Below are 26,719 nucleotides of genomic sequence, written 5' to 3' on the forward strand. Positions count from 1 at the left end.
GTTTCTCTGGTAATAGTATAAGCCGGAGATTGCAGCGACACCTTCTAGCAATATTACGAGAAACCTAAGAGTCTCCATTAATAATTTCTTGGAGGCCAGCCTGAGGTAATCGTATTCATTGGCTCAATATCGTAATTATTGGGATCAGAGTTTGCGTTTGCACCTTCAGTTTCTCCCCGGGCTTCTTTGGTAGGTGACAGGAAAATAGTAGAATATCCTTTTTCCTCTTTAGTGGTTGGATACGCACCTAAATAAAACCTGATTCCCGGTTTCTTAACTCCCTGTTCCTTAGATTTTTCCCTTACATAATCCAGGTATTCCTGTAATTCATCCAGGCTATACCAGAACTCGCGGGTATCTTCGTAACCTTCACATTCTCTTATATCTTTTCCACGGGTACGCACCCATTCGTCCTGTTCTTTGCGCGCTTTTTCAACGCTAATACATTTTTTTGGTCTTTCCATATATTCACGAAAATGTAATTCCTTTAATTACCTGAAATACAAAAATCCTTGACTATTAATTTTTTGTTAATGTAAATTTAAGAGAAATATTCTTTTTACCAAGTCTTTCATTAATTCTCTGTTGTCAGTTTTGTATAGAGCTTGTTGTTTTTTAGAAAATGAGATGCTAAAAATGCCAATTATCGCCCTAAAAATTTTCCGTACGGTGTATTTCATACTATCGATGCATCATGAAATCATCAAAGTGGATTTTTATAAAAAAGGGTATTTTTCCCCTTGTAGTAAAGGTAACTTCCGGGTACTTTTACAGTATCAATTTAGTAAAGCTAAAGTGAATTGGGGAACAAAAGTGCTGTTGAAGCGTAGAATAACACTGAGTAGGGTCAATGTTATTTCTTTAGCGCCGATATAGCACTTTTTTTATGCTCACCAGCAATCTTACAACCCACTGTTCTTCATGTACCAATTTATTTTCTGGCATACATAGTTCACTAATTGAAATTAGGGCATTAGTATCTGCACCTTTTACCCTTTGTTTTTCTTCGGGTTTCCGAATTAATGCAACCTAATTCCTATTCTCTATTGAAGATGATAGGTTTAAAAAGGGGTTTTTTCCCCTTGTAGAGAATATAAGTTTCGGATAAATTTACAATATCATTTTAGTAAAGCTAAAGTGTTTTGGGGACAAAAAAGTGCTGTTGAAGCGTAAAATAATATTGAGTAGGGTCACTATTATTTCTTTATCGCTAACGCAGCACTTTTTTATTTACCTGCTTTTAATTGTAAATTTCACTTTTTCTCCTGCTACTTTTTGCGCAAGACAACTAATGCCCTTCTCACTCAATTGCGAAATTCTGGGATACCCTCCCGTAGTCTGGCTGTCCCGCATAAGCACAATTAATCTACCGGAAGGCGTTAGTTGCACAGTTCCGGGTAAAACAGGTCCGGTTAAAATGGGATCTAAATCATTAACCAGCGGCTCCACCATTTGGATCGCCATGCGGTTATTATCTCTTCCAATGCCATATTTGGTTTCCATTAACAGCGCTCTCTGTGCTTCACAAAGTTTAAAATATTCAGGCCCGGGATAAGCTTCGATATCTTTTGATTTTATGTATTCTGAAAAAAACTTTACAGAAGAATGGGTCACCGGCTCCCTCTTCGCAAAAGGGTTATAAGGCAGAGCCATACCTTTTTCAAGTTTATATTTTTCAGTTAATCCTGTATACCAGCTTCTACTATTCATAAGATATTCCGTGTCAAAACCATCCTTAATAGCCAAATAAGCACGACAACCATTTTTCCTCCTTCCAAAAGAAAGAGTATCTCCGGCACTTATTTTTAAAACAGCATTATTTTCAACCTGATCATTATTAATTTTTGGCGAAAGATCTGCTCCGGTAACGGCAATTTCAGTAGAAGCCGAAAACTGTAATTTTGGACCCATCTGTGTAATTTCAAGAACAGCATTATTACCTTTATTTCTCAAAATAAGATTTGCAATCTTGGCCGCATAAAAATCCATAGCACCACTTTGTGGAACTCCGAAATTTAAAAATCCGAACCTGCCCATATCCTGAATAGTAGAAAAAAGTCCGGGTTGTAAAACGTCAATTTTCGCCATGGTTATCTTTTACCTTTAATTCATAATTTCCAGCTTTTACTTCTTCTAAAATTGCCGTGTATTCTTCTTTTGAAACAGCATAAAATTTAATCATATCCCCGGAAAAAATTTTAGAGGGAGGAAGGCTGTTTTTATCGAAAAAATTCACCGGACAATTACCTATAATTTGCCATCCTCCGGGGCTGGATTGAGGATAAATTCCTGTCTGCTTTTCCCCTATTCCCACGGCACCTTTTTCGATCTTCATCCTGGGTTCTTTTTTCCTGGAAATATGAAGCTTTTTATCCAGTCCTCCGAGGTATAAAAATCCCGGCAAAAATCCCATAAAATAAACAGTATAAAAAGGCGCTGTATGTAGGCCGACTATCTCCTCAACACTCAGCTGATTTTCTTCTGAAATTAACTCCAGATCAAGACCTAATTCTTTACTATAGCAAACAGGAAGGTAATAGGTTTTACCATAAATTTTATTTCCTATCTTAGCAGCATTTATAAGACTTTCCAACTTAGATAACTCACCATAGACATCTTCTATACCCGAAACATAAACTATTAATAACGAGTTGTATGCATTGGTTACTTCAACCTTTTCTTTAACGTAAAAATCCTCAACTAAAAATTTGACAGAAAGTAACTTCTGAAGGATTTCTTTATTAATATCTGGTTCAAATTCTATTAGAATTGCCCGCTCTCCCATGGGTCTGAGTATCGGAAAATCTTGCTTCATCTTTTCTTGATTTGGATATCTTTATCTTTCAGTTTTTGTTGTAAATAATGAAGGATTTCAACAGCATTTTTAGTGTCACTATGCAGGCAAAATGTATCGGCTTTAAAGCTCTTTTTCGCACCTCTTAAAGTGGCAACTTTTTCTTCAGAAAACATATAAAAAACATGCTGAAAAACAGCTTCTTTTTGATGCAAAACAGCTTGTGGATCTGACCTTGAAACAAGGCTAAAATCTTCATTATAATTGCGATCTGCAAAGGCTTCAAAATTGACTTTTATCTTCCCTCTTGCCAGCTTCGAAATCACTGAATTAAAGGGTGCATAAAGAGCATAATTCCCATTAATTTTACCCAGAGAATTCAGAACAATTTTAGCGACTTTTTCATCTTTTGCGGCATCATTGTAAAGTGCTCCATGTGGTTTTATATGGATAATTTCAGCTCCTTTTTCAGCGGCAATTCTCTGCACTAATTGCACCTGATTTATAATTGACTCCTCCAGTTCTTCTTCTGAAATCAGCATTGATTTTCTTCCGAAGTTTTCTTTATTGGGATAAGAAGGGTGAGCACCAATTTCCACATTATTCTCAATAGCGAGATCTATCGTTCTACTAATGGTCTCCAGATTTCCAGCGTGACCTCCGCAAGCTATATTGCAGGCAGATATAAATGGCATCAGCTTATCGTCATAAGCTCCCCCTTCTCCTAAATCGCAGTTAATATGTATTTTCTTCATTACTTATCTGGTTCTTATTACGCCGCGAATAGAAATCCGTCGAAAAACAACAACGAATTATAATTTCCAAAACGGAAACTTCTTCACCCCCTCAAAATAAGAAAATAGCGATTACCGGAAGAAGAATTATAGCAGCAATCTCATAAAACCCGAACTATTTATGTCGATTTTACTTCAGAAGGTCACAATAGTAACAAACCCAGAACAGACAAAGTATTCGATTAAAAAAGGTACCCGCATTTTTTGACAATTATCGTCCTTAAATGCTGGTAATTACTTGAGTCCTCTCCAGGGTTTCTTCTGTAGCTGAATATCAAGGTAAGGGAGAGCAGCAACCACATAGCCTGTCACAGCAGCTGTTTTTACGACAATCTTGCGCCGGTGCAGGTAACCGGAAAGATCCTGCATGAGGATATTTTAGAAAATTTCTCTTAAAACTATTCTCTAGAGGCGGCTTGTAAAGCATATAAAGCAAAACTTCCCAACCAATGACCACCCTCATAACTATCCCCTACCAAATTTGGAAAGGAATAAGAAACATGCTCATTGGCCAAAGTTCTTAAATGACCATAATCTTCAGGATACGTATTTGCTAAATGGTAAAAAACCCATCCCCTGCTAAAGTTCAGGCCATCCAGATGTACCAGTTTACCGTCAGATCGATCTGATACTTCCCCAACTTCCATTGTGAAATCTTCGTTTTTCAGGTCTGGCATAAAATCTTCAATCCAAAGATTAAACGCATTTCTTGGCAGGATACGCAACATAATATCCACCTCCTGCAGGCATGGAGAAAGAAAATCATACCCTCCCGGCTCCCAGCTAACGGGACAATCATCATCATTTAAGTAGAAATCCCGGGCACGCTTAGAAATTGCATCCATCAGTTCCTGGTTAGCCGTACTATTGGCAAAATCATACGCGAAACTCATTCCAAAGGCAGTATTGGAATGTTCCCCTACCCTAACCGGATAATTTAATTTAGGCAGAAAATCAACATAGCGCTGAACTATCAAATCTGTAAGAGGCTGCAAATTAGCATCAAGTTCTTTAGCCAGGGGATCCTCCCAGGTTTTAAGTTCTTCTGCAAGTTTTAGCAACCATGCCCAGCCATAGGTACGTTCGTAAGAATCACTCTGCGCCCTTTGAAAGTACTCTACTTCACCCATAATATTTTCCGCAGAAAGAGATTTTTTCAATTTTTCCCGGATTTCTTCTTCCTTTTCCAAATCCGGAAATTGCTTAAGAAGACTAACCATGGACCAATGTGCATGAACAGAAGAGTGCCAGTCAAAACATCCATAAAAAGCCGGATGAAGTTCCTGTGGCGTTCCCAAGGCTTCCTTGTTTTCTAAGGTCTGACCCAATTTATTCGGATATTCTATTTCTATGCAACCAAGTGGCAAGTCTGCAAGTCTATTCGCTTTTTCAAGATTAAATTCTACTGCTTCTTCACCTAAAATAGATTCGGAAATGAAATTCTCATCAGATAAACTGTCCTTTTCTGAAGCAGAAACTTCCTCCATCTCCCTGGTTTTATCTCCTTTACAACCAATAAATAAAATAATAAATATCAAGCTTATAATTTTTTTCATTTCCCCCATAGTATTTTCAAAAAGAAATTTTCTGTTTAAAGTTATCTGATATCTGTAAATCATCTTTTTATTACCCCAGCCATCCTTCCCTGTCCAGGCTCCTGTACTGAATAGCTTCACTTATGTGATGATCTTTAATGTTTTCTGAAGCCTCTATGTCTGCAATAGTACGTGATACTTTTAGAATTCTATCATACGCTCTTGCCGAAAGATTAAGGCGTTCCATGGCAGTTTTCAGCAGTGTTTTTGAAGAATCAGAAAGTTCACAGAATTGCCTTATGTGTTTTACGCTCATTTGAGCGTTATAGTGGGTGTTTTCAAAACTTTCAAATCTTTTAGTCTGCAGTTGCCTCGCTTTAGTTACCCGCTCTCTAATTTCCATACTGCTTTCCCCTTTTCTCTCTTCGCTAAGCTTATCGAAAGGTACAGGAGTAACTTCTATATGAATATCTATACGATCCAGAAGAGGTCCACTAATTTTACTTAGATAACGCTGCATCTCACCAGGAGAAGACGAAGCCGGCCCACCAGGATCATTAAAAAATCCACTGGGGCTGGGATTCATACTTGCCACCAACATAAAACTTGATGGATAGGTCACTGTAAATTTTGCTCTGGAAATTGTCACTTCACGATCCTCCAATGGTTGCCGCATTACTTCCAGCACACCTCTTTTAAATTCCGGAAGTTCATCCAGGAATAAAACACCATTGTGGGAAAGGGAAATCTCTCCCGGTTGCGGATAGGCTCCTCCTCCCACTAATGCCACATCTGAAATGGTGTGGTGCGGACTTCTAAACGGACGTTGGGACATTAATCCAACATGATCTTTTATTCGTCCAACCACACTGTGAATTTTGGTGGTTTCAAGAGCCTCATGCAATGTCATGGGAGGTAAGATACTGGGCAAACGCTTGGCAAGCATTGTTTTCCCTGCTCCCGGTGGGCCTATAAGAATAATATTATGACCGCCGGCTGCAGCAATTTCCATACAACGCTTAATCGATTCCTGCCCTTTTACATCGGCAAAATCGTGCTCCAGGTGATCAAGATTTTTATAAAACTCCTCCCTTGTATCGATAATTGTCTTTTCCAGTGCTGCACCTTCATTAAAGAAGTTAATTACCTGAACGATATTATCTACGCCATATACGTCAAGTCCTTTAACAATTGCGGCTTCTTTAGCATTCTGCACAGGCAGGATAAAGCCTTTAAAACCTTCCTCTTTAGCCTTAATAGCAATTGGAAGTGCTCCTCTTATAGGCTGTAAACTTCCATCAAGTGAAAGCTCTCCCATTATTAAATAATCTGAAATATTTTCAGCCTTAATTTGATCTGAAGCTGCTAAAATACCGAGTGCAAAGGTGAGATCGTAAGCAGAACCTTCTTTCCGAAGATCAGCCGGCGCCATGTTTACGATAATTTTTTTTCCGGGAAATTTATAGCCGTTGTTCTGAAGGGCAGCCGCTATTCTAAAACTACTTTCTTTAACAGCATTGTCCGGCAATCCAACAAGATGATAACCTATTCCGGTTGCCACGTTAACCTCTACAGTAATTGTGGTTGCCTCTACTCCAAATACAGCACTACCGTAAACCTTAACAAGCATCTAAAACATTTAATTTTTTAAATGTACTGATTTTTTTTAAAGAATGTTCGTCCGGGATTTGATCCTTGAAAAAAATTATCTTATTTATTTTTTTGAGGAGCAGTGTAATATTTTTTTGAAAATTTATCTCTCTTGTTTGCGATAAAAAAAGAAAAAGGCCGGATCCTTGAGTGAATCGGCCTTACTTTTCTAAAGTTTCCAATGCGAAAAAGACACAGGAACATTATCTTAATGCTTTATAGAAAAAGAAATTATTTATTAAAAAAATTCTTTTGATAATGCGCAATTAATCCGTCTATAGGTCGGCGCACGATATTACCAATTTCAAGCCCGTAAGGCTGTAAAACAGCGCGTATTATATCTTCACTAAAATAGGCGATACTTCCAATAAAGTGAATTGGCACACTCTGCGCCTGCTTATAGCACAACACCCTGCTTTGAACAAAATCGTGAATACCTTCATATACCAATTTATAGAAGTAGCCATTTCTCTCATTGGTAAAAATAAACTCAGCGAAAGACGCGAGATACGTATTTGGATTTTCTCTCCTGTAAAGATTTTTCTTTATTTCGTCTGAATCCAGATTGAACTTTTCTTCAAATTTTATTACTAATTCCGGCGGCATTCTTTTATAATAATAATCCCGGATTAGCCTTTTCCCAAAATAATTTCCGCTGGCTTCGTCCATAAGAATATATCCCAGTGAAGCTATGGTTTGGTGAATTTCTTCGCCATCATAATAACTACTATTTGAACCTGTTCCAAGAATACAAACAATTCCAGGTTCTGTACCTGTCGCATAAACCGCTGCAACAGTGTCTTCCCTCACAATCACCTCCTCAGCATTCGTGAAAAAATTACTTATGATATCCTCCAGAAGCTTTTTAGGCGTTTCTGTACCACATCCCGCTCCAAAAAAGTGGACTTTCTCTATCTTATCCCTTACTTCCCTAAGTTCCGGATTTTCCTCTATGCGTTGCTCCAGAACAAGTTCTGGAAATACTGCAGGGTTTAGTCCTTTTGTACGGGTTTTAAAAACCTGCTCTCCCTGATGATCCAACAGGATCCAGTCGCACTTGGTAGATCCCCCATCTGTTATTAAAATCATGAGTAGTTATTTGATTAGTAGATACAAAAAACCTGAAAATACAGCCTCTGATCTCTTAAGCTGCTGCATTTTCAGGTTGTATAAATATTAAAGAGAAGCAACGTGTGCAGCCAGATCAACAAGTTTTGCGGAATAACCGTACTCGTTGTCATACCATGCGATCAACTTAAAGAAGTTGTCGTTTAGTGCGATACCTGCTTCAGCATCAAAGTTACATGTGTGAGGATCTGAAACGTAGTCCTGAGAAACTACCATTTCTTCAGTATAAGAAATAACTCCTTTAAAGTCACCTTCAGCAGCTTTTTTGAAAGCAGCTTTAATATCGTCGTAAGAAACAGACTTCTCAGTTCTTACAGTAAGATCCACTACAGAAACATCTGTGGTAGGAACCCTAAATGCCATTCCTGTAAGCTTTCCTTTTAATGCCGGGATAACTTTAGTTACCGCAACCGCTGCACCAGTGGAACTAGGAATAATATTCGCCATAGCGCTTCTTCCTAATCTAAAATTCTTTTTTGAAGGAGAATCAACGGTAAATTGAGTAGAAGTAGTTGCATGTACAGTCGTCATTAGACCTTCAACAATACCAAATTCGTCTTCTATAACTTTAGCAAGAGGAGCAAGACAGTTTGTAGTACATGAAGCACCAGAAACAACTTTATCTTCTGCTTTAACCTCCTTATGATTAACTCCCATTACAAACATTGGAGCGTCTTTTGAAGGTGCAGAAATTACCACTTTTTTAGCACCTGCTTTTAGGTGAGCTTCAGCTTTATCTTTTAAAGTAAAGATACCTGTACATTCCAGAATGACTTCAGCTCCTGCCTCGTCCCATTTCAAGTCTTCGGGATTACGCTCTGCTGTTACTCTAATAGTTTTTCCATTTACTACCAGATTACCACCTTCTACTGATACGTCACCTTTGAATTTCCCATGTACTGAATCGTGAGCCAGCAAATATGCCAAATGATCTACTTCCAGTAAATCATTAATTGCTACTACTTCAACATTGTCGTTTTCAGCCGCGATCCTGAAAGCTATTCTTCCGATACGGCCAAAACCGTTAATTCCAATTTTTGTACTCATTTCTCTATTTTTAAAATTAAACCGAAGTGATGTCTGCCACCCTTCTTAACTCTTTATCTACTTTTGCTTCTCCTTTAATTGCAGTCTCTAATGGAACAGTTACTACATTTTGATGATGGATACCTATCATCACCTTAGTTTTACCATCTATAACAGCTTCTACTGCCCCAACACCTAATTTGCTGGCCAAAACGCGATCAAAACAACTTGGAGATCCTCCTCGCTGGATGTGACCAAGAACTGACACTCTTATATCGTAGCTCTCATCCTGTTCATGAATAAAGTCAGCAAGCTGAAATATATTCTTTCCGCTTCTTTCCCCTTCTGCCACAACGATAATACTGGATGTTTTGCCAGATGCCTTGCTCTTCTTTAAAGATTCCAGCATCCTCTCTACGCCCGCACTTTCTTCGGGAATAAGGATCTCTTCAGCTCCCGCACCTATTCCGCTGTTTAAAGCGATATCCCCGGCGTCACGCCCCATTACTTCAACAAGGAAAAGCCTGTTATGAGAACTTGCGGTGTCCCGAATTTTATCTATAGCCTCTACAACAGTGTTCAATGCTGTATCATAACCCAGTGTATAATCCGTACCATGAATATCATTATCAATGGTTGCCGGAATTCCAACAATGGGAAAATTAAACTCATCACTAAAAAAAACACCTCCTGTAAAAGTTCCGTCCCCGCCAATTACAACCAGTGCATCCACACCGGCTTCTGATAATTGATCATGTGCCTTTTTACGACCTTCTTTGGTTTTAAATTCCAGAGAACGCGTAGATTTAAGAAAAGTCCCACCCCTGTTGATCACATTTCTGACCGACCTGGCGTCCAGTTTTTCAAAATCACCTTCTATAAGCCCCTGATAACCTCTGTAAACTCCTACACATTCCAGATGGTAGTAGGAACAGGCGCGTACTACGGCCCTAATTGCGGCGTTCATTCCAGGTGCATCTCCACCGGAAGTTAACACTCCTATTTTTGTTATTTTCTTTGACATTACGTCAAATCTATTTTATTTGAACAATATAACCTAATTTAGCAAGAAACTAAATCGTTTTCGGTTAATAACTCATAAAATGCCCCCCATTATAGGTGGCTTTTTTAAAGTTTTATGATTTAAAATCACAAAATCTCAACATTTTCTATTGCCATGCCTGCTTTCTCTTTCCAGGTTCAGCAAAAACGAAAAATCTAACCCCTGAAGTAATTATCACAATTTCGTAATGTTTTCCCCCAGCGTCCAGGGATTAAAATTTTAAATTTTTAAGCTCCTCTTAAAAATTTCCTTATCTTAGTTCATTATATAAATCAACTTATTTAAAAAATATTCCCTACCTCCGATGAAAATATGGGGCGTTGATCTAAAAATTGGTCATCAACAGAATAAAGGTTTTATTTTGGATTTTCATAGGTGTTAATTCAAGGAAGGCTGATTGAGTTTTCAATCAGCCTCTTTTTTTGCCAATTTTCATTCTTTATTTACGGCTTTCTTTCTTCTTTAAATCTTTAATCCCACTGAAACCTCACGCTTTCAGTACTTTCCTTTCTCAAAAATAAAGTTATAAAATTTGTCAACTTTTTTATGTTGATAAATCATTAATTAATTGAAAATCAACTTACTAACATATATATCTTGATAACTTTACAAAAATAATTTTCGAAATATCTCTTTTTCTTAACTACATTTACATTCGCTTTGATCGCAAATTACTAATCCCAAAAATCTCAATTGTATGCCAGTACAAGCAAAACCAACAGCTCCTAAAACTTACACTCAGGAAGAAGCATTTCAGGCTTCTTTAAAATATTTTAAAGGTGATGACCTAGCTGCCCGTGTTTGGGTAAATAAATATGCTCTAAAAGATTCTTATGGCCATATTTATGAACTTACTCCTGATGATATGCACAGGAGAATTTCCAAAGAAATTTCCCGGGTAGAGCAGCGGTATCCAAACCCGATGAGCGAAGATGAAGTTTTTAACCTTATCAAAGACTTTAAGTATATAGTGCCGCAGGGAAGCCCAATGGCCGGAATTGGCAATCCTTACCAGATTGCGTCCCTTTCCAACTGTTTTGTAATTGGCAACGATGGAGATTCAGATTCCTACGGGGGGATTATGAAAATAGATCAGGAGCAAGTGCAGCTTATGAAACGTCGTGGTGGTGTTGGACATGATCTTTCCCACATCCGCCCAAAAGGCTCACCGGTAAAAAATTCAGCGTTAACTTCAACAGGAATTGTTCCTTTTATGGAGAGGTATTCCAATTCTACTCGTGAGGTTGCGCAGGATGGAAGAAGGGGAGCGCTAATGCTTTCGGTTTCTATTAACCATCCCGATGCAGAGGATTTTATTGATGCCAAGATGCAGCAGGGAAAAGTGACCGGGGCAAATGTATCGGTTAGAATAGACGATGCTTTTATGAAAGCTGTAAAAGATAACACTTCTTATGTTCAGAAGTATCCCATCCACAGCGACGAGCCAAAAAATACTAAAGAAATTGAAGCAGAAAAGTTATGGAAGAAAATTGTCCATAACGCGTGGAAATCTGCAGAGCCGGGAATATTGTTCTGGGACACCGTAATAAATGAATCTGTCCCTGATGCTTATGCCGATCTTGGATATAAAACTGTTTCTACAAATCCTTGTGGTGAAATTCCTCTCTGTCCTTACGATTCCTGCCGACTGCTGGCAATTAATTTATTTTCTTACGTTGAAGATCCGTTTACTGAAAAGGCATCTTTTAACTACGAACTTTTCAGCAAACATATTGCGGCTGCACAGCGAATAATGGACGACATTATTGACTTGGAACTGGAGAAAATCGATGGCATTCTTGGAAAAATTGATGCCGATCCCGAAAATCAGGACATCAAAGGGGTGGAGAGAAATCTCTGGCTAAATATCAAGAAAAAGGCACAGGAAGGTAGAAGAACCGGAATTGGGATTACTGCAGAAGGCGATATGCTCGCAGGTTTAGGTATAAAATATGGAAGCAAGGAAGGCGTGGACTTTTCTGTAGATATCCATAAAAGAATTGCCATTGAAGCTTATAAAGCCTCTGTTACTGCAGCAAAAGAGCGCGGTGCTTTTGCCATTTTTGATTCCGACAGGGAAAAAGATAATCCGTTTATTCAAAGATTGCGTGAAGCTGATGAGAAGCTTTATTACGACATGCTGGAGTATGGACGAAGAAATATTGCTTTGCTTACCATTGCCCCTACAGGAACAACCAGTTTGATGACGCAAACTTCTTCTGGAATTGAGCCCGTTTTTCTTCCGGTTTACAAAAGAAGGAGAAAAGTTAACCCTAATGATAAAGATTCCCGCGTAGATTTTGTAGATGAAGTTGGAGATTCCTGGGAGGAATACGTGGTTTTTCACCACCGCTTCAAGCAGTGGATGCAGGTTAACGGCCATGACACCACTAAAAACTACAGTCAGGAAGAACTGGATAAACTTGTAAAAACTTCACCTTATTACCAGGCCACTTCTAACGATGTGGATTGGCTAAGTAAGGTAAAAATGCAGGGAGCGGTTCAAAAATGGGTAGACCATTCTATTAGTGTAACCATAAACTTACCTAATGATGCTACAGAAGAGCTTGTAGGACAACTTTATCTGGAAGCATGGCAGGCCGGTTGTAAAGGCGTAACAGTTTATAGAGATGGTTCCCGCTCGGGAGTACTAATTTCGAATGAGGGGAAAAAGGATAAAAGCAAGGAAGAAGGATATTCTACGTTTCCAACGAAACGCCCACAGGTTCTACAGGCAGACGTTGTAAGATTTCAGAATAGTAAGGATAAATGGATTGCATTTATCGGCCTTATAGATGGTCGTCCTTATGAAATTTTCACAGGTTTTGCTGATGATGAGGACGGAATTCTTATTCCGCGTTGGGTAAATGAGGGGCTTATCATCAAAAACAGAAATGAGGATGGCACTTCAAGATATGATTTCCAATACGAGAATAAAAGAGGTTACAAAACCACTATTGAAGGTCTTTCGCATAAATTTAATCCTGAATTCTGGAACTATGCGAAACTTATCTCCAGTACGCTTCGCCACGGAATGTCTATAGAAAAAGTTGTAGACCTTATTGCCAGTCTTCAATTAGATACAGAATCTATAAACACCTGGAAAAACGGAGTGGCACGTGCCTTAAAACGTTATATTGCTGATGGCACAGTGGCCAGAAAAGAAAAATGTAATAATTGTAATTCCACAAGCCTCATCTATCAGGAAGGATGTCTTACCTGCAAAGACTGCGGCTCTTCAAAATGTGGATAATGTTTGTTTAATTTTAAGTTGAATAAAAATGGCCTTCAAAATTGAAGGCCATTTTTTAATGTTATGTTTTTCTTACAGAAATTAAACATCACAGATTAGAACACCCTCTTTTAAAGCCGCCATTTTATCCTCATAAGTAGGAACAAATTCCTGGGCTAGGTATCCGTCAAAACCTGTTTCTAGAATGGTTCTTACTATAGCTGGATAATATAATTCCTGAGTTTCATTAATTTCGTTCCTACCAGGATTCCCCGCTGTATGATAGTGATTGATATACTGATGATTATCTTTAATGGTTCTCATAATGTCTCCTTCCATAATTTGCATGTGATAAATGTCGTAAAGTAGTTTAAAATTAGATAATCCTATCTTTTCACATAACGCAGCACCCCAGCTGGTATGGTCGCATTGATAATCTGGATGGTTCACTTTGCTGTTTAAAAGTTCCATCACAAGGTTAACTTCCCGTTCTTCAGCATATTTTAGTAATGGAGTTAACCCCACAGCACAATTTTCCAGACCTTTTTCATCGCCGAGGCCGTCACGATTTCCAGAAAAACAAATCACATTTTTAATTCCTTGGTCTGAGGCTTTATCAATTAGTGGTTTATATAAGGTTTGCAACTTCTCGTGATTGGCAGGATCGTTAAAACCTTCTCCAATATTAGCAAAATCATCTGTAGCCATGGAGCAGGTTAGTCCGTATTTTTCTACAGTGTCCCATTCTGAAGGTTTTAAAAGATCTATAGCTTTTAAACCCATCTCAGCCGATTCCCGGGCAAATTTATCCAAAGGAATATCACCATAACACCACCGGCAGACGGAATGGTTAATATTTCCTTTTAACCTTGAAGTGTTCAAATCCTCTTTAGCAAGTGATTCTGGAATATTGAAGGCACTACTGACACCACCAAGGCTAAGAGCTCCCGTTCCCAGGGCCAGATTTTTTATTACTTCTCTTCTATTGAACTTATTTTTCATCCTGACCTTTTAAATGTAGTTACTAAAGTTTTTTCAACAATACAATTTCTGAAAGTAATTTATTTATAATTAAACCTAAAAATACTTTAACTAAGAAATTTCAAAATTATAGCCAATTTTCTCAAGTTCGTGATAGGTCTTATAATCAAATTTATAAAGAAAGGCTCCTCTTCTGGAATTGGTTTTATCCTTTTCATCAAGTTTTATCAGCACTTTTAGGGAAAGCAATTTTTTCCGAAAATTTCTGGAGTCCAGCTCCTTCTGGTAGATTACTTCATATAATTGCTGCAATTGGGGAATGGTAAATTTTTCGGGTAAAAGGTTGAGCCCTATTGGCTGATATCTTGCCTTTTGCCTTAGCCGCTCCAGGGCGTCCTGTACCATTTTATTATGGTCCAATACCAAACCTGGCACAGCATCAATATTGTACCAGTGAGCTCCATGTTTCTCTACAAGCTCTTCATCATATTCATCTATTCTTATTAAAGCATACTGCGCAATAGACAAACATCTAAACCCGGGGTCTCTGTCTGCTTTGCCATAAGTTTTAAGCTGTTCCATAAAAACGTTTTCCAAACCGGTAATTTCTTTTAAAACCCGTTTTGCCGCTTCTGTTACATCTTCTTCCAGCCGCACGAAACTTCCTATTAGTGACCACTCCCCTTTTAAAGGTTCTACTCTTCTTCTAAAAATGAGTAGCTTTAATTTTCCCGAATCAAAACCAAAGATTATACAATCTGCCGCTGCATACATTTTGTCCTTTACACTGTAAAGATCCGTTTCTAAATTTGCCATTGGTTTTAATTTCCATTTGGAATAAAGATATAGAAATAATTAATAAATATAATTAACGTACATTTTACATTTATTATCTTTACAAGATAATTCACTAAAAAGAAGAATCTTTGGAAAATTCAACCAACAAAAAATTGTATCCGGAAAAGTTCTCAGACTTCAATTCTGAAGTAAAGGTGGCTTCCCCGGGAAGGATCAACCTTATTGGGGAACATACAGATTATAACAATGGGTTGGTAATGCCCACTGCAATTGATAAGAAGATATTTTTTGACTTCAGAAAAAATGAGTCGGACGATAATTGCCATATTTACAGTCTCACCTTCGACAGTTATTTTGAATTTAATCTGAACGATTTTTCTAAAGCTGAAGATTCCTGGAAAAACTATTTGCTGGGAGTAATTGATGAAATTCAGAAACTTGGAAAAAACCTGAAGGGATTCGACTGTATTATTAAAAGCGAACTCCCCATAGGTGCCGGAATAAGTTCTTCAGCGGCGCTGGAATGCGGATTTGCAGGCGGTTTAAACCAGCTTTTTAATCTGAATTTGTCCAAACAAGACATTGTGGAACTTTCGCAACGTGCAGAGAACAACTTTGTAGGCTCCAACTGCGGAATTATGGACCAGTTTGCTTCAGTAATGAGCAAAAAAGATCATATTATTCTTTTAGACTGCAAAACTCTTGAAACCGAATATATTCCTGCCGATTTTAAAAATTGTAAATTATTACTGCTGAATACCAACGTGTCCCACAGCATTGCAGATAGTGAATATAACACCAGGCGTGCTGAATGTGAAGAAGCAGTAAGAAAAATTCAGCAAAAATACCCTGAAGCAACTTCTTTAAGGGAAGTAAATTTTAACATGCTGGAAGAATTTAAATCTGAATTACCAAAAAAGACCTATCAGCGTTGCATTTATGTCCTAAAGGAGAATGCAAGGGTTGAAAAAGCTTCGGAAGCCATGAAAAGTGGAGAATTGAAGGAATTTGGAGAGCTGATGTACCAATCCCACGAAGGTCTTCAGCATAATTACGAAGTGAGCTGCCCCGAACTGGATTTTATGGTCGAATTTTCCAGAAATAAGGATTTTATCTACGGTTCCAGAATGATGGGCGGTGGTTTTGGCGGCTGCACGATCAATTTAATCGAAGCTGATAAAATTGAGGAATATTCTGAAGAAATTTCTGAAGCATATTTTAAAAAATTCAACAGAAAAATGGATGTAATTTCAGTATCAGCCGGGGAAGGGACGATAATTGACGAATTTAAGGCATAGCTAAAAATCCAAATTATGAGCAACGAATTAAACAACAATCCACATAGACGCTATAATATTTTAACCGGAGAATGGATCCTGGTTTCCCCACATCGTACAAAAAGGCCATGGCAGGGAAAGACCGAGAAACATAATTCTGAAAAAGGACCAGATTATGATCCTTCCTGTTATTTATGCCCCGGAAATACCCGTACCAGTGGAGAAACCAATCCCGATTATACCGAACCATTTGCTTTTACAAACGATTTTTCAGCATTATTACCTGATACTCCGGAAAAAAAGCTGAACGACGGCCTGTTAAAAGCCGAAGCAGAAAAGGGAATCTGTAAAGTAGTCTGTTTTTCTCCAGATCACTCACTTACACTTCCTTTGATGAAGACCGGCGACATTAAAAAGGTGGTGAAAATGTGGAAAAGAGAATATGCAGATTTGGGAAGCAGAGAAAACATCAATTACGTACAGATTTTTGAAAATAAAGGTGCTGTTATGGGATGTAGCAATCCGCACCCGCATGGGCAAATCTGGTCGCAATCTTCAATCCCAACAGAAATTCAGAAGAAATCGAAACACTTTAAAGAGTATTGGCAGGAAAATAAGCGCAGCCTGCTGGCAGATTACTTAAAGCAGGAACTTGAACTGGATGAACGCATCCTGGTCCAAAATGAGCATTTTGTAGCACTCATTCCCTACTGGGCGGTTTGGCCTTATGAAGCGATGATAATTCCGCGGGAACATCATCAACATATTGGTCAGCTAAACGAGGAAGAAGAACAGTCTTTTGCTGAGATCATTAAGAAATTGACGATCATGTATGACAATCTTTTTGAGACTTCTTTTCCATATTCTTCAGGAATCCATCAAATTCCTACAAATGGAAAAGAATATCCGGAGTGGCATTTCCACATGTCTTTCTACCCGCCGCTCCTAAGGTCTGCAACAGTAAAAAAGTTTATGGTGGGTTATGAAATGTTTGCGGGGCCACAGCGTGATATTACAGCAGAAATGGCTGCGAATACTCTTAAACAACTTCCTGAAAAACATTATACGAAGGAAGTCTAATTAACTTTCCTTCTTCTATAAAAAAGGCTGCGGAAAATATTCCGCAGCCTTTTTTATGCTTCAGTTTATCTTATTTTTTCTACCAGAATAAAGCATATAGCATTGCAACAATTAATAAAATTGCAAAACCACATATATTAAAAACAGGACCTGTTTTAAATAACTTTTTAGAAATAATAATGGCTCTTTCATGGTCTCTTCCTTTTGTTTCAGCATAACTTATCCCAACCATAATGAGCATCGTTAATATCCAGGTGATGAACATTTGGTGCATGAAAGGCAACTCCACAAAAAGTGGACTATCTACCCATCCATTTGGACCAACTTTAAAATAAAGCGCTATTGGAATAGATAACAAAACTCCCCAAATTGCTGCTTTGTTAGTAGTCTTTTTGTAAAATAAACCAAGCATAAATACCGCCAGGATACCCGGACTCACAATACCCGTATATTCCTGGATATACTGGAATACCTGACCCAGGTTTGCCAGTTGCGGAGCAAGAATTACAGCTATAATAAGAGCAATTGTAGCAGAAAGCCTTCCTACCGTAACCAGGTTTTTATCAGAACGTCCTTTACTAAAATATGGTTTATAGATATCCATGGTAAAAATGGTTGCTGTAGAGTTCAGCATTGATGCAATGGAAGACACGATAGCCGCGGCCAGAGCAGCCAATACAAGGCCCTTAAGACCCACAGGAATAAATTCTTTTATAAGCCATGGAAAGGCGTTGTCATTGATAATGGTTCCGCTTTCACCAATAAAAGAAGGATCTGTAAATGCTGAAGATATCTCTCCGTTAGGCCCGGTGTTCATCACATAAGCTATGATTCCGGGAATAACCACTATTAACGGAATAAGTAGTTTAAGAAATCCGGCCAGGATAATTCCCTTCTGCGATTCACGAAGACTTTTTGCAGCCAGTGTCCTTTGGATAATGTATTGATTGAATCCCCAGTAGTAGAGATTCGCAACCCACATTCCTCCAAGTAACACGGCTAATCCCGGTAAATCCCACCAGGCATCTTTTCCATTAGGTGTCATTATCTCTCCCTTCTCCAGGATCATAGAAAACTTCTCTGGTACCTGTTCGTAGATAGAAACCATACCCGATATCACTCCTCCATCTTCTGCCACATGAGTAAGGCCAATGTAAGTGGTGATCAAACCACCAGCGATAAGAAGAACCACCTGCACAACATCTGTCCATGCCACAGCAGCAAGTCCGCCATAAAGCGAGTACGCAGCCGCAAAGAGCGCAAGACCTACTATAGAATACATAAATATGGAACCATCTCCAACACCAATAATAGTATCGAGAGCTGTGGCACCCAGATAAAGAACCGAAGTAAGGTTAACGAAAATAAAAAGTGCAATCCAGAAAATGGCCAATATCGTCTTAAGGTTCGTCCCATAACGTACTTCCACAAATTCCGGAATCGTATAAAGTTTCTTTTCAATAAATATGGGTAAAAAGAATTTTCCCACTACCAGCAATGTAATTGCTGCCATCCACTCATAAGATGCTATGGCGAGACCTATTGCAAAACCAGAACCAGACATCCCTATAAACTGCTCTGCGGAAATATTTGCTGCGATCAGGGAAGTACCTATCGCCCACCACGGTAAAGATTTACTGGCAAGAAAATAATCTTCTGAAGATTCTCCCTTTCCTCTGGAAACCCATAAACCTATCCCAATGATTAATAATGCATATGCTGCGAAAACAATTTGATCCAGTAATTCAAATTCCATAGGTCAATTTAAAATTTTGTTAAATATATAATTTTAAATTTTAAACGTAAAAATTACATTTAAAATTAATTAATATTATTTCTTTACTGAAAAACTTAACGAGATCTCATTAATGTACTTTTCTCCAGGCGCCAGCTGGCTGGAAGGAAAATTCCGGAAGTGTGGAGCATCAGGAAAATTCTGTGCCTCAAGACAGATGGAAGGATATTCCTTTGAAATGGAGGTCTGGTAACTTAGAGAGGACGGCAATTCTTCAGGAGCATAAGCTATAATCGCACTTTGATTAGTGCGCATTTCCATTTTTATTCCCGTCATTGGGGAGAACAATCTCGCAGAAACCTCCTGGTCGTCAGAATTTAGTACATAAGCATCATTTAAAACCCGGTTCCCTATTAATTTATTGCTACCAAAGTTCTTGGGATTTTTCGGTAAATTCACGAGGTCGCCCGTGGGAAGATTTTTCTCATCGATCTTCAGAATTTTATCGGCATTAATAAAAAGGAAATGATCACTCACACTACCTTCTCCATTTAAATTAAAATAAGCATGATTGGTGAGGTTAACGATGGTGTTCCTGTCAGTTTCTGCTGTATAGGTTATACTAAGTTTATCATCTTCAGAAAGCGTATAGTTAACCTGAACTTTTAAATTTCCCGGATATCCTTCTTCTCCGTCGTTACTAAGGTAAGACAAAGTAACCGATGGATTTTTTCCTGAAGTTTCTTCTTCTACATGCCATAATTTATACTGGAATCCCTCAGCTCCCCCATGCAAATGCTCTCCATTTTGTTGTGGAAGCTCATACTTTTCATTTCCAATACTAAATTCTCCTTTACTAATTCTACCCGCAAAACGGCCTATAGAAGCCCCGAATAATTTATTATGATCCTTATAGCTGGCGGTGAGAAAATCTTCAGGTCGTTTTGGAGAAACTATCACATTTACCCTTTTACCAGATGAATCATCCATTTTAATACTAAAAAGTGTAGCTCCCAAATTAAGAATTCCCACTTCAGTCTGATTGTTGTTCCTAAGCTTTATCAACTTAAGATCCTTTTGCTCTATTTGCTCCAATTGTTAGTGTTTAACTTTTATTCTCTGCGATCCAATCATTAACCTTTTGTTCCAGGATGTTTAAAGGTATCGCTCCGTTGAGCAAAACTACATCATGAAATTCACGTATATCAAAATTTTCTCCTAATTGTGACCTGGCTCTTTCCCGCAGCTCAAGAATCTTATTCATTCCAATTTTGTAAGCTGTTGCCTGACCTGGCATTACAATATGCCTCTCCACCATTTTAATGGCATCACTTTCTGCATTGGGTGTGTTTTGTTTATAATAGTCGATTCCCTCTTCACGAGTCCATTTTTTAGCATGAATTCCAGTATCTACCACTAACCTGCAGGCTCTCCATAGCTCCATGGCCAATCGGCCAAAATCTGAATAAGGATCTTCATAAAAACCTATTTCTTTCGGAAGCAACTCACTATACAATCCCCAGCCTTCAACATAAGCTGTATAAAAACCGAATTTTCTGAAATCGGGAACCTCTTCCAGTTCCTGAGCGATTGCTATTTGCATATGATGTCCCGGAATACCCTCGTGATAAGCCAGCGCGTCCAGCTGGTAAGTGGGCATAGCACGTATATCATAAAGATTGGCATAAAATGTTCCTGGACGTGAACCGTCTATAGCTGGCTGTTGATAAAATGCTTTTCCTGCACTTTTTTCCCTGAAAGGTTCCACAGCTTTCACCACGATTTTGGCTTCAGGAAGTGTAAGAAATAAATCAGGAAGCTTTTCCCGCATCTGGTCTATAATCTCTTTAGCATCAGCAAGGTATTTTGCCCGTCCTTCTTCGCTATCTTCATAAAAAAATTGTTCATCTGTCCTCATGAAGTTAAAGAAATCCTGAAGCGAACCTTCAAATTCCACTTCCTTCATAATCTCTTCCATTTCCCTGTGGATGCGCGCAACTTCATTTAACCCGATTTCATGAATTTCATCTGCAGTTAAATCTGTAGTGGTTGTCCTTTTTAAAGCATTGTTAAAATACTCCTCACCTTTAGGAAATTTCCATACCCCGGCTTCAGACGTTGCCCGCTTCTGTTGATTTTCCAGAAAAGCAATTAGCTCCGTATAAGCCGGTTTCACCTGCTCTACAAGTGCAGTTTCGGCTTCTGAAATTAATTGCTGCTCTTCTTCTTCAGAAATATCCAGGGCCTCTACTTTGGATTTAAAATCTGCGAGTAATGTACTTGCGTCAGTAGATTTCTCAAATGGTCTTCCGGTAATAACGTTCCGGGAGTCATCCAATACTTTATTAAAAACAAACCGCGGTGGCATAATCTGGTTCTGCTCCCTTATTCTTAATCCTTCAATAATTTCTTTAAAAGCTTCAGGAAATCCCTTAAGCCTCGAAATATAGGCTTTAGCATCGCTTATAGAATCTATGCTGTGCATGTTTATAAGAAAAGCAGGCAACTGAGAGTGGTAGCCAAACATCTGGTTTACCGGGTAATCATAGAATCTATAATTATAATCCTCAATTTCATTTTCCAGTCCATGCCTGTACAACGCATAACTAAGCCGTACGTCTTCATTCAGATTTGCAGGATCTATATCGTCTATATAATCCAGTCTGGTTTTTGCCTGATTAAGGTCTTCAGCATATTTCTCTGTAGAAAAGTTGTCCCATTTACCGTAATCCTCCTTTATTCCCAAGCGTGTTTGAAGCATTGGTGATTCCGCTACTTCCTTTTGAAACTGCTCGTCAAAATACTCGTTTAACGCTGCGGAATTTTGTTCAATATCAACTTCTGAAACAGCCTTTCCCTCCTGTTTACAGGAAGCAACAGCTAGAATTAACAATAACGGAAGTAGCTTTTTATAACTGAAATTCATAAATTCTCTATTCATTTAAAACTGAAAATATCACAGCCGAATCTCCGTAAACGGTATGTGTTTGCTTCTGAAAATTTTCTTCTTCGGCTTCAAAAATATTAGGAATATAAGTCTGCGGATTAAGATCTATTAGTGGAAACCAGGTACTTTGAACCTGAATTTGCAACTTATGCCCTTTTTTAAAAGTATGATTAATATCCTGTAAATTGATGTTAACAGCAGTTTTTTTATTTGGCTCAAAAGGCTCCGGATTTTCAAATCCGTTTCTAAACCTTCCGCGCATGACTTCACTGCGCACCATCATATGATAATTGCTCATTTTAAGATGTGCCGGAGTCTCTTCATAATCTTCGGCATCGGGAGGATAAACATCGATTACTTTCACCACCCAATCTGCTGAAGTTCCGGTGGTAGCAACTTGTAGACGCGCTTCTATAGGTCCGGCCATTTTCAGGTCTTCCTCTAAAACTTCGGTTTCGAAAACTAGTACATCTGGTCTCCTGGCCGCAAATCGTTGGTCGCCGGTCATATATTCCCGCGGAGTAAAAACCATTTTAATTTCATTATTATAGGAAACAGGTTTTTTTGGATCGCTGATAAATTCTTCCTTAGAATCTGAAGGATTATCTATTAAGTTCTCATTTTCGCCAAGGTAGAATGATCTTTTTTCTACTGCTTTTGGTGGCCAGGCTTCATAGTTATCCCATTTCCTTTCGCCGGTGTCGTACATATGAGCTTCTGCAAGTCCGGTATTTCCATCTGCTTCTCCTTTTAGAAAATGATTAAAGAATACGGTCTCATAGTTCTGCTGAAAATCTTCAGAAATATTATCTCCAAAATAAACATTTCCTACTGCCTGTCTTTCTTCATTCCTGGCCCAATCTCCGTGGCTCCAGGGACCAAAAACTATTGAATTATAATTATCGCTGTGCTTTTCGATACTTTTATAAATATTGAACGGTCCGTAAAGATCTTCAGCATCAAAAAGTCCGCCCACGATCATCACCGCCGGCTTAATGTCTTTCATATGCTGCACGATTCCGCGGGATTGCCAGAATTCGTCATAGTTTGGATGCTCCTTTAATTGCTGCCAGAAAATATTATCCTCTCCATAGTATTTATCGAGATTGCTCAACGGACCTGCATCCAGAAAAAACTGGTATTGATCCTGAGTTCCAAGTTCCGGAAGGTTGTACCAGGCCTCATCTGTAGGGCCATCTTTCTGGTAACCGAAAAGCGCAGTTGCCCGCCAGTAACTTAGAAGATAAGCTCCATTATGATGGAAATCGTCAAAAAAGAAATCGCCTATACTGGCCTGCGGGGAAGCCGCCTTTAACGCCGGGTGATCACTTAAAAGTGAATATGTAGCATAAAAACCGGGATAGGAAATCCCCCAGGTGCCAACCCTGCCATTATTATTTTCCACATTATTTATCAGCCACTCAATGGTATCGTAAGTATCGCTGGCCTCATCAAACTGTTCTCCTGTTTTATTTGGAATAAAAGCTCGCATATTGTCGTACTCCCCTTCACTCATCCATCTGCCACGAACGTCCTGGTACACGATGATATTTCCTTGCTGCATTAAATATTCGTTTGGACCAATTTTGGAACGGAACTGGTCTTCTCCATAAGGCCGTGAGCTGTAAGGCGTACGTTGCATTAAAATTGGGTATTCTGTAGAGGTATCAATAGGTGAATAAATAGTGGTATGGAGATTTGTACCGTCCCTCATCGGGATATCCACTTCCATCTTTGTATAATTTTCTTCTACGTTGTAATCCTCCTGTAACTGGGCAAAAGACTGAGCTCCAATAAAGAAGAATAGGTTTAAAAGTAAAGTAATTCTGAATAATTTCATTCCGTGGGTTTTAAAAGTGCCTAAAGATAGAAATTACCGAATAAACCGTATAAATTTTATTGTTTTAGCTTTAGCTGAAGGATTGAAGGCAGCACGAAATTTTTAGTATTTCCTGCTTTTCTGAAGTTACTGCAAAACGATCGTCTGCCCTGTGGTTTATTACCCACACAATGTCTTCTCCGGAACATAACAACCAGGTATTTTCCTTTTCCGGAATGGACATTTTTTGGTCCTTAAAAAAGTCACTGAGTTTCTTTCTGCCTTTCATCCCGAAAGGATAGAAATAATCACCTTTTTTCCACTTCCTGATTTTCAGCGGAAACTGAAGTTTTTCCCTCGCAACAAAAATTCTTGTGTTATCCCTGTTTTTGTCAATTTCCTCTACGTTTCGAAAAGCAATCCTGCCCAGCGGCAACATTACCAAATCTTCCTCTTCAGCAATAGTATAAACTTTATCTTCAGAATGATTTATTTCGGTTAAAATTAAGGTATCACGATCTTTTATAAGCCGGTAATCCTCAGAATAAACGATCTTCCCGGGCTGTGCATCCAGGAGATTGTAAACATCATTCCATTCTCTGAAACCAAAAGATTTCAGCAGCTGATAAATTATTGCTTTTGTATTTGGCAATTTCTTAAGATATTCAACATCCAGCGTATAGCCAAATTTGCCAAATTTCACCACTTTAGGATAAATCAGGCTTATATAATCGTCAATTAACGCTTCACTTTCTTTTAAATGCGCCTGAGTTTGAGAAAAACTTTGCAATAACTGCGGATTCAATTCTTCCAGCATAGGAACTACATCGTGCCGAATTTTATTCCGAAGATATTTTGTAGAAGCATTACTACTGTCTTCCCTCCACTTGATGCTGTTATCGCGGGCATAAGTTTCTATTTCTTTCCGGGAAAAATCCAGCATTGGCCGAATAATTCTATCGTTTTCAATTAAAATTCCGCTTAAACCTTCCAGTCCGGTGCCACGCACCAGGTTGATAAGGAAAGTTTCCAGATTGTCGTTGGCGTGGTGAGCCGTGAGAATATATTCAAATTTTAAAGTATCTGATAATTCCTGAAACCAGTTATAGCGCAATTCACGCGCTGCCATTTGTATAGAAATTTTTGCTTCTTCAGCAAAAGCTTCGGTATCAAAATTCTGAACAAAAACTTCAACTTCCAGCTCATCTGCCAGATCAATCACAAAATCTTCGTCCCCGTCGCTTTCTTCGCCCCTAAGATTAAAATTGCAATGTGCTATGGAAAATTCTAATTTCGCAGCTTTACAAAGATACGCCAGAGCTACACTGTCCAGTCCCCCGCTGACTGCCAGCAGAAGATTTTTTCCGCATAAGAAGGGAAACCTGGATTTGAGGGTATTTTTAAAAGATTTCTCCATAGATACTCAAATATACAAAAAGACGCCTCTTCTAACACCTGCGAAAATGTCAATTTTCCAGTGCCTGAATAAAACTTTAATTAGACAGGGCATCATGCATCGCCTTTGCTTTGAGCAGGCATTCTTCATATTCCTTTTCAGGATTAGATTGTGCGGTAATAGCGCCACCAACAGAAAATGACAAATATCGATCTTCAGCATTATAAAGAATACTGCGGATTACCACATTAAAATCAAAATCACCGTTTGGCGTAAAGTAACCCACGGCGCCGCTATAAAGTCCGCGTTTGGTTTCTTCCAGTTCCTCAATAATTTTCATTGCCGAAATTTTTGGAGCTCCGGTCATGCTTCCCATCGGGAATGTGGCGCGCAGGGTTTCTACAGCAGGAATTCCATCTTCAAGTTGTGCCGAAATTGTTGAAATTAACTGGTGCACCTGTTTAAAGGTATAGACTTTGCAAAGCTCATCCACATTTACACTGCCTTTTTTGGCAATTTTCGACAAATCGTTCCTTACCAGGTCGACAATCATCACATTTTCGGAAATTTCCTTCGGGTCATTTGCTAATGCCTGGCTAATTTCGAGGTCTTCTTCCTTATTTTCTGCCCTTCTGGCCGTTCCTTTAATTGGTTGGGACAAAATTTTGCTTCCGGTTTTCTTTAAATAACGCTCCGGAGAGGCGCAGAGCAGATAGTGCTGCTCCAATTTTAAAAAAGTGGCAAACGGAGAACCCGAAATTTCATTCAGCCTGGAAAAAACAGCCGATGGCTGAATTTGGCAATTTTCGGCATAGAATTCCTGACAAAAGTTAGCTTCATAAATATCTCCCCGCTGAATGTGCTCCAGCATGTTGTGAACTTTTTGAAGGTATTCTTTTTTTGAAATGCGTGGTGAAATTTTTTCATTTCTTAGTCCTTCCTCTTTACTCTCTCCTCTCTCTTCCAAATCAAGTACTTCTGCAAAATCCCCATCCATTTCATCATCTACCATCCGCAAATAATGGAATTCTGCAGTGTTTCCTTTAACCTGAATAATTTTTTGAGGCTGAAAAAAGTAAAGATCCGGAAAACGGAGTCCGTCGAAATTCTTTGAAGTCAGCCGCTCCACATCATTTTTGAGCTCGTAGGAAAGGTAGCCGAAAATCCAGTCTTTAGTGGTTTCCTGGTACTCCTGAAGTTGATCAAAAGCCTGGTGATAATCTGTTTTTAAAGCTGTAAATGCCTGCACCGCCAGGAGAGCGTCAAAACTGCTGTTTTCCTGCTGATAATTATTACTGTCCAGCCAGGTAATTTCATCAAACTGCCGGCTCCAGGCGAATAACTGTTTTTTAAATTGTTCCGGATTATCTAAAGGATAGGATTTGGTGGTACGCACTTAAAATTTCAATTTGAGGTGCAAAGGTAAGGAAAGAAAATTTTGAATAAAGATGAAAGATCGCTCCG

The 26,719-nt window shown here is 38.7% G+C and carries 20 protein-coding genes; 3 read left to right on the top strand and 17 right to left on the bottom strand.

Annotation, left to right across the window (positions count from 1 at the left end):
- Window positions 1–77: 77 nt before the first annotated feature.
- From RM541_RS09620 to pfkA, 9 genes are all read right to left on the bottom strand, one after another.
- On the bottom strand, window positions 78–464 hold the full coding sequence (locus tag RM541_RS09620; protein WP_311499951.1) for a hypothetical protein: 387 nt from the start codon (window positions 462–464) through the stop codon (window positions 78–80).
- Between the two features lie 766 nt (window positions 465–1,230).
- Window positions 1,231–2,088 carry a 5-oxoprolinase subunit C family protein gene (locus RM541_RS09625; protein WP_311499952.1) on the bottom strand — a complete coding sequence of 286 codons (858 nt, stop codon included), beginning with the start codon at window positions 2,086–2,088 and terminating at the stop codon, window positions 1,231–1,233.
- Window positions 2,075–2,815 carry a 5-oxoprolinase subunit PxpB gene (gene pxpB / locus RM541_RS09630; protein ID WP_311499953.1) on the bottom strand — a complete coding sequence of 247 codons (741 nt, stop codon included), beginning with the start codon at window positions 2,813–2,815 and terminating at the stop codon, window positions 2,075–2,077. The genes RM541_RS09625 and pxpB overlap by 14 nt, the downstream gene beginning before the upstream one ends.
- Window positions 2,812–3,549, bottom strand: coding sequence for a 5-oxoprolinase subunit PxpA (gene pxpA / locus RM541_RS09635; protein ID WP_311499954.1), 738 nt, complete (start codon window positions 3,547–3,549; stop codon window positions 2,812–2,814). Before pxpA ends, pxpB begins: the two co-directional genes overlap by 4 nt.
- A gap of 437 nt (window positions 3,550–3,986) precedes the next feature.
- A complete protein-coding gene (locus RM541_RS09640; RefSeq protein ID WP_311499955.1) occupies window positions 3,987–5,144 on the bottom strand; it encodes a DUF2891 domain-containing protein in 1,158 nt (385 codons plus the stop codon).
- Window positions 5,145–5,214: 70 nt separating this feature from the next.
- Window positions 5,215–6,753 (bottom strand): YifB family Mg chelatase-like AAA ATPase, encoded by a 1,539-nt coding sequence (locus RM541_RS09645; protein ID WP_311499956.1) that lies wholly within the window; start codon window positions 6,751–6,753, stop codon window positions 5,215–5,217.
- 251 nt (window positions 6,754–7,004) lie between these two features.
- On the bottom strand, window positions 7,005–7,862 hold the full coding sequence (locus RM541_RS09650) for a BadF/BadG/BcrA/BcrD ATPase family protein (protein ID WP_311499957.1): 858 nt from the start codon (window positions 7,860–7,862) through the stop codon (window positions 7,005–7,007).
- A gap of 87 nt (window positions 7,863–7,949) precedes the next feature.
- Entirely contained in the window at window positions 7,950–8,948 is a 999-nt protein-coding gene (gap, locus tag RM541_RS09655; RefSeq protein WP_311499958.1) for a type I glyceraldehyde-3-phosphate dehydrogenase, read from the bottom strand.
- Between the two features lie 16 nt (window positions 8,949–8,964).
- The gene (gene pfkA, locus RM541_RS09660; RefSeq protein ID WP_311499959.1) at window positions 8,965–9,951 is read right to left on the bottom strand and encodes a 6-phosphofructokinase; all 987 of its coding nucleotides are present in this window, start codon (window positions 9,949–9,951) and stop codon (window positions 8,965–8,967) included.
- 736 nt (window positions 9,952–10,687) lie between these two features.
- Here pfkA and RM541_RS09665 point away from each other — a divergent pair.
- Window positions 10,688–13,243 (top strand): adenosylcobalamin-dependent ribonucleoside-diphosphate reductase, encoded by a 2,556-nt coding sequence (locus RM541_RS09665; RefSeq protein WP_311499960.1) that lies wholly within the window; start codon window positions 10,688–10,690, stop codon window positions 13,241–13,243.
- Between the two features lie 81 nt (window positions 13,244–13,324).
- Here RM541_RS09665 and RM541_RS09670 read toward each other — a convergent pair whose 3' ends face one another.
- Both RM541_RS09670 and RM541_RS09675 read right to left on the bottom strand, forming a co-directional pair.
- Entirely contained in the window at window positions 13,325–14,224 is a 900-nt protein-coding gene (locus RM541_RS09670) for a hydroxypyruvate isomerase family protein (RefSeq protein ID WP_311499961.1), read from the bottom strand.
- A 90-nt stretch (window positions 14,225–14,314) separates the two neighbouring features.
- Window positions 14,315–15,019, bottom strand: coding sequence for an NUDIX hydrolase (locus RM541_RS09675; RefSeq protein ID WP_311499962.1), 705 nt, complete (start codon window positions 15,017–15,019; stop codon window positions 14,315–14,317).
- A gap of 110 nt (window positions 15,020–15,129) precedes the next feature.
- Here RM541_RS09675 and galK point away from each other — a divergent pair, with 110 nt between their 5' ends.
- Both galK and RM541_RS09685 read left to right on the top strand, forming a co-directional pair.
- On the top strand, window positions 15,130–16,299 hold the full coding sequence (gene galK / locus RM541_RS09680; RefSeq protein WP_311499963.1) for a galactokinase: 1,170 nt from the start codon (window positions 15,130–15,132) through the stop codon (window positions 16,297–16,299).
- Window positions 16,300–16,314: 15 nt separating this feature from the next.
- Entirely contained in the window at window positions 16,315–17,358 is a 1,044-nt protein-coding gene (locus tag RM541_RS09685; RefSeq protein WP_311499964.1) for a UDP-glucose--hexose-1-phosphate uridylyltransferase, read from the top strand.
- A 79-nt stretch (window positions 17,359–17,437) separates the two neighbouring features.
- Here the strand turns inward: RM541_RS09685 and RM541_RS09690 are convergent, their stop codons facing one another.
- From RM541_RS09690 to pabB, 6 genes are all read right to left on the bottom strand, one after another.
- The gene (locus RM541_RS09690) at window positions 17,438–19,114 is read right to left on the bottom strand and encodes a sodium/sugar symporter (RefSeq protein ID WP_311499965.1); all 1,677 of its coding nucleotides are present in this window, start codon (window positions 19,112–19,114) and stop codon (window positions 17,438–17,440) included.
- Window positions 19,115–19,189: 75 nt separating this feature from the next.
- Complete coding sequence (locus tag RM541_RS09695; protein ID WP_311499966.1) at window positions 19,190–20,188, bottom strand: aldose epimerase family protein; 999 nt, start codon at window positions 20,186–20,188, stop codon at window positions 19,190–19,192.
- Window positions 20,189–20,198: 10 nt separating this feature from the next.
- Window positions 20,199–22,034, bottom strand: coding sequence for a DUF885 domain-containing protein (locus tag RM541_RS09700; protein WP_311499967.1), 1,836 nt, complete (start codon window positions 22,032–22,034; stop codon window positions 20,199–20,201).
- Entirely contained in the window at window positions 22,027–23,880 is a 1,854-nt protein-coding gene (locus tag RM541_RS09705) for a CocE/NonD family hydrolase (protein ID WP_311499968.1), read from the bottom strand. The genes RM541_RS09700 and RM541_RS09705 overlap by 8 nt, the downstream gene beginning before the upstream one ends.
- A gap of 70 nt (window positions 23,881–23,950) precedes the next feature.
- Window positions 23,951–25,276 (bottom strand): tRNA lysidine(34) synthetase TilS, encoded by a 1,326-nt coding sequence (gene tilS, locus RM541_RS09710; protein ID WP_311499969.1) that lies wholly within the window; start codon window positions 25,274–25,276, stop codon window positions 23,951–23,953.
- A gap of 76 nt (window positions 25,277–25,352) precedes the next feature.
- The gene (pabB, locus tag RM541_RS09715) at window positions 25,353–26,651 is read right to left on the bottom strand and encodes an aminodeoxychorismate synthase component I (RefSeq protein WP_311499970.1); all 1,299 of its coding nucleotides are present in this window, start codon (window positions 26,649–26,651) and stop codon (window positions 25,353–25,355) included.
- Window positions 26,652–26,719 lie beyond the last annotated feature (68 nt).

The sequence above is a fragment of the Autumnicola psychrophila genome (assembly GCF_031846645.1).
Lineage (GTDB): Bacteria > Bacteroidota > Bacteroidia > Flavobacteriales > Flavobacteriaceae > Autumnicola > Autumnicola psychrophila.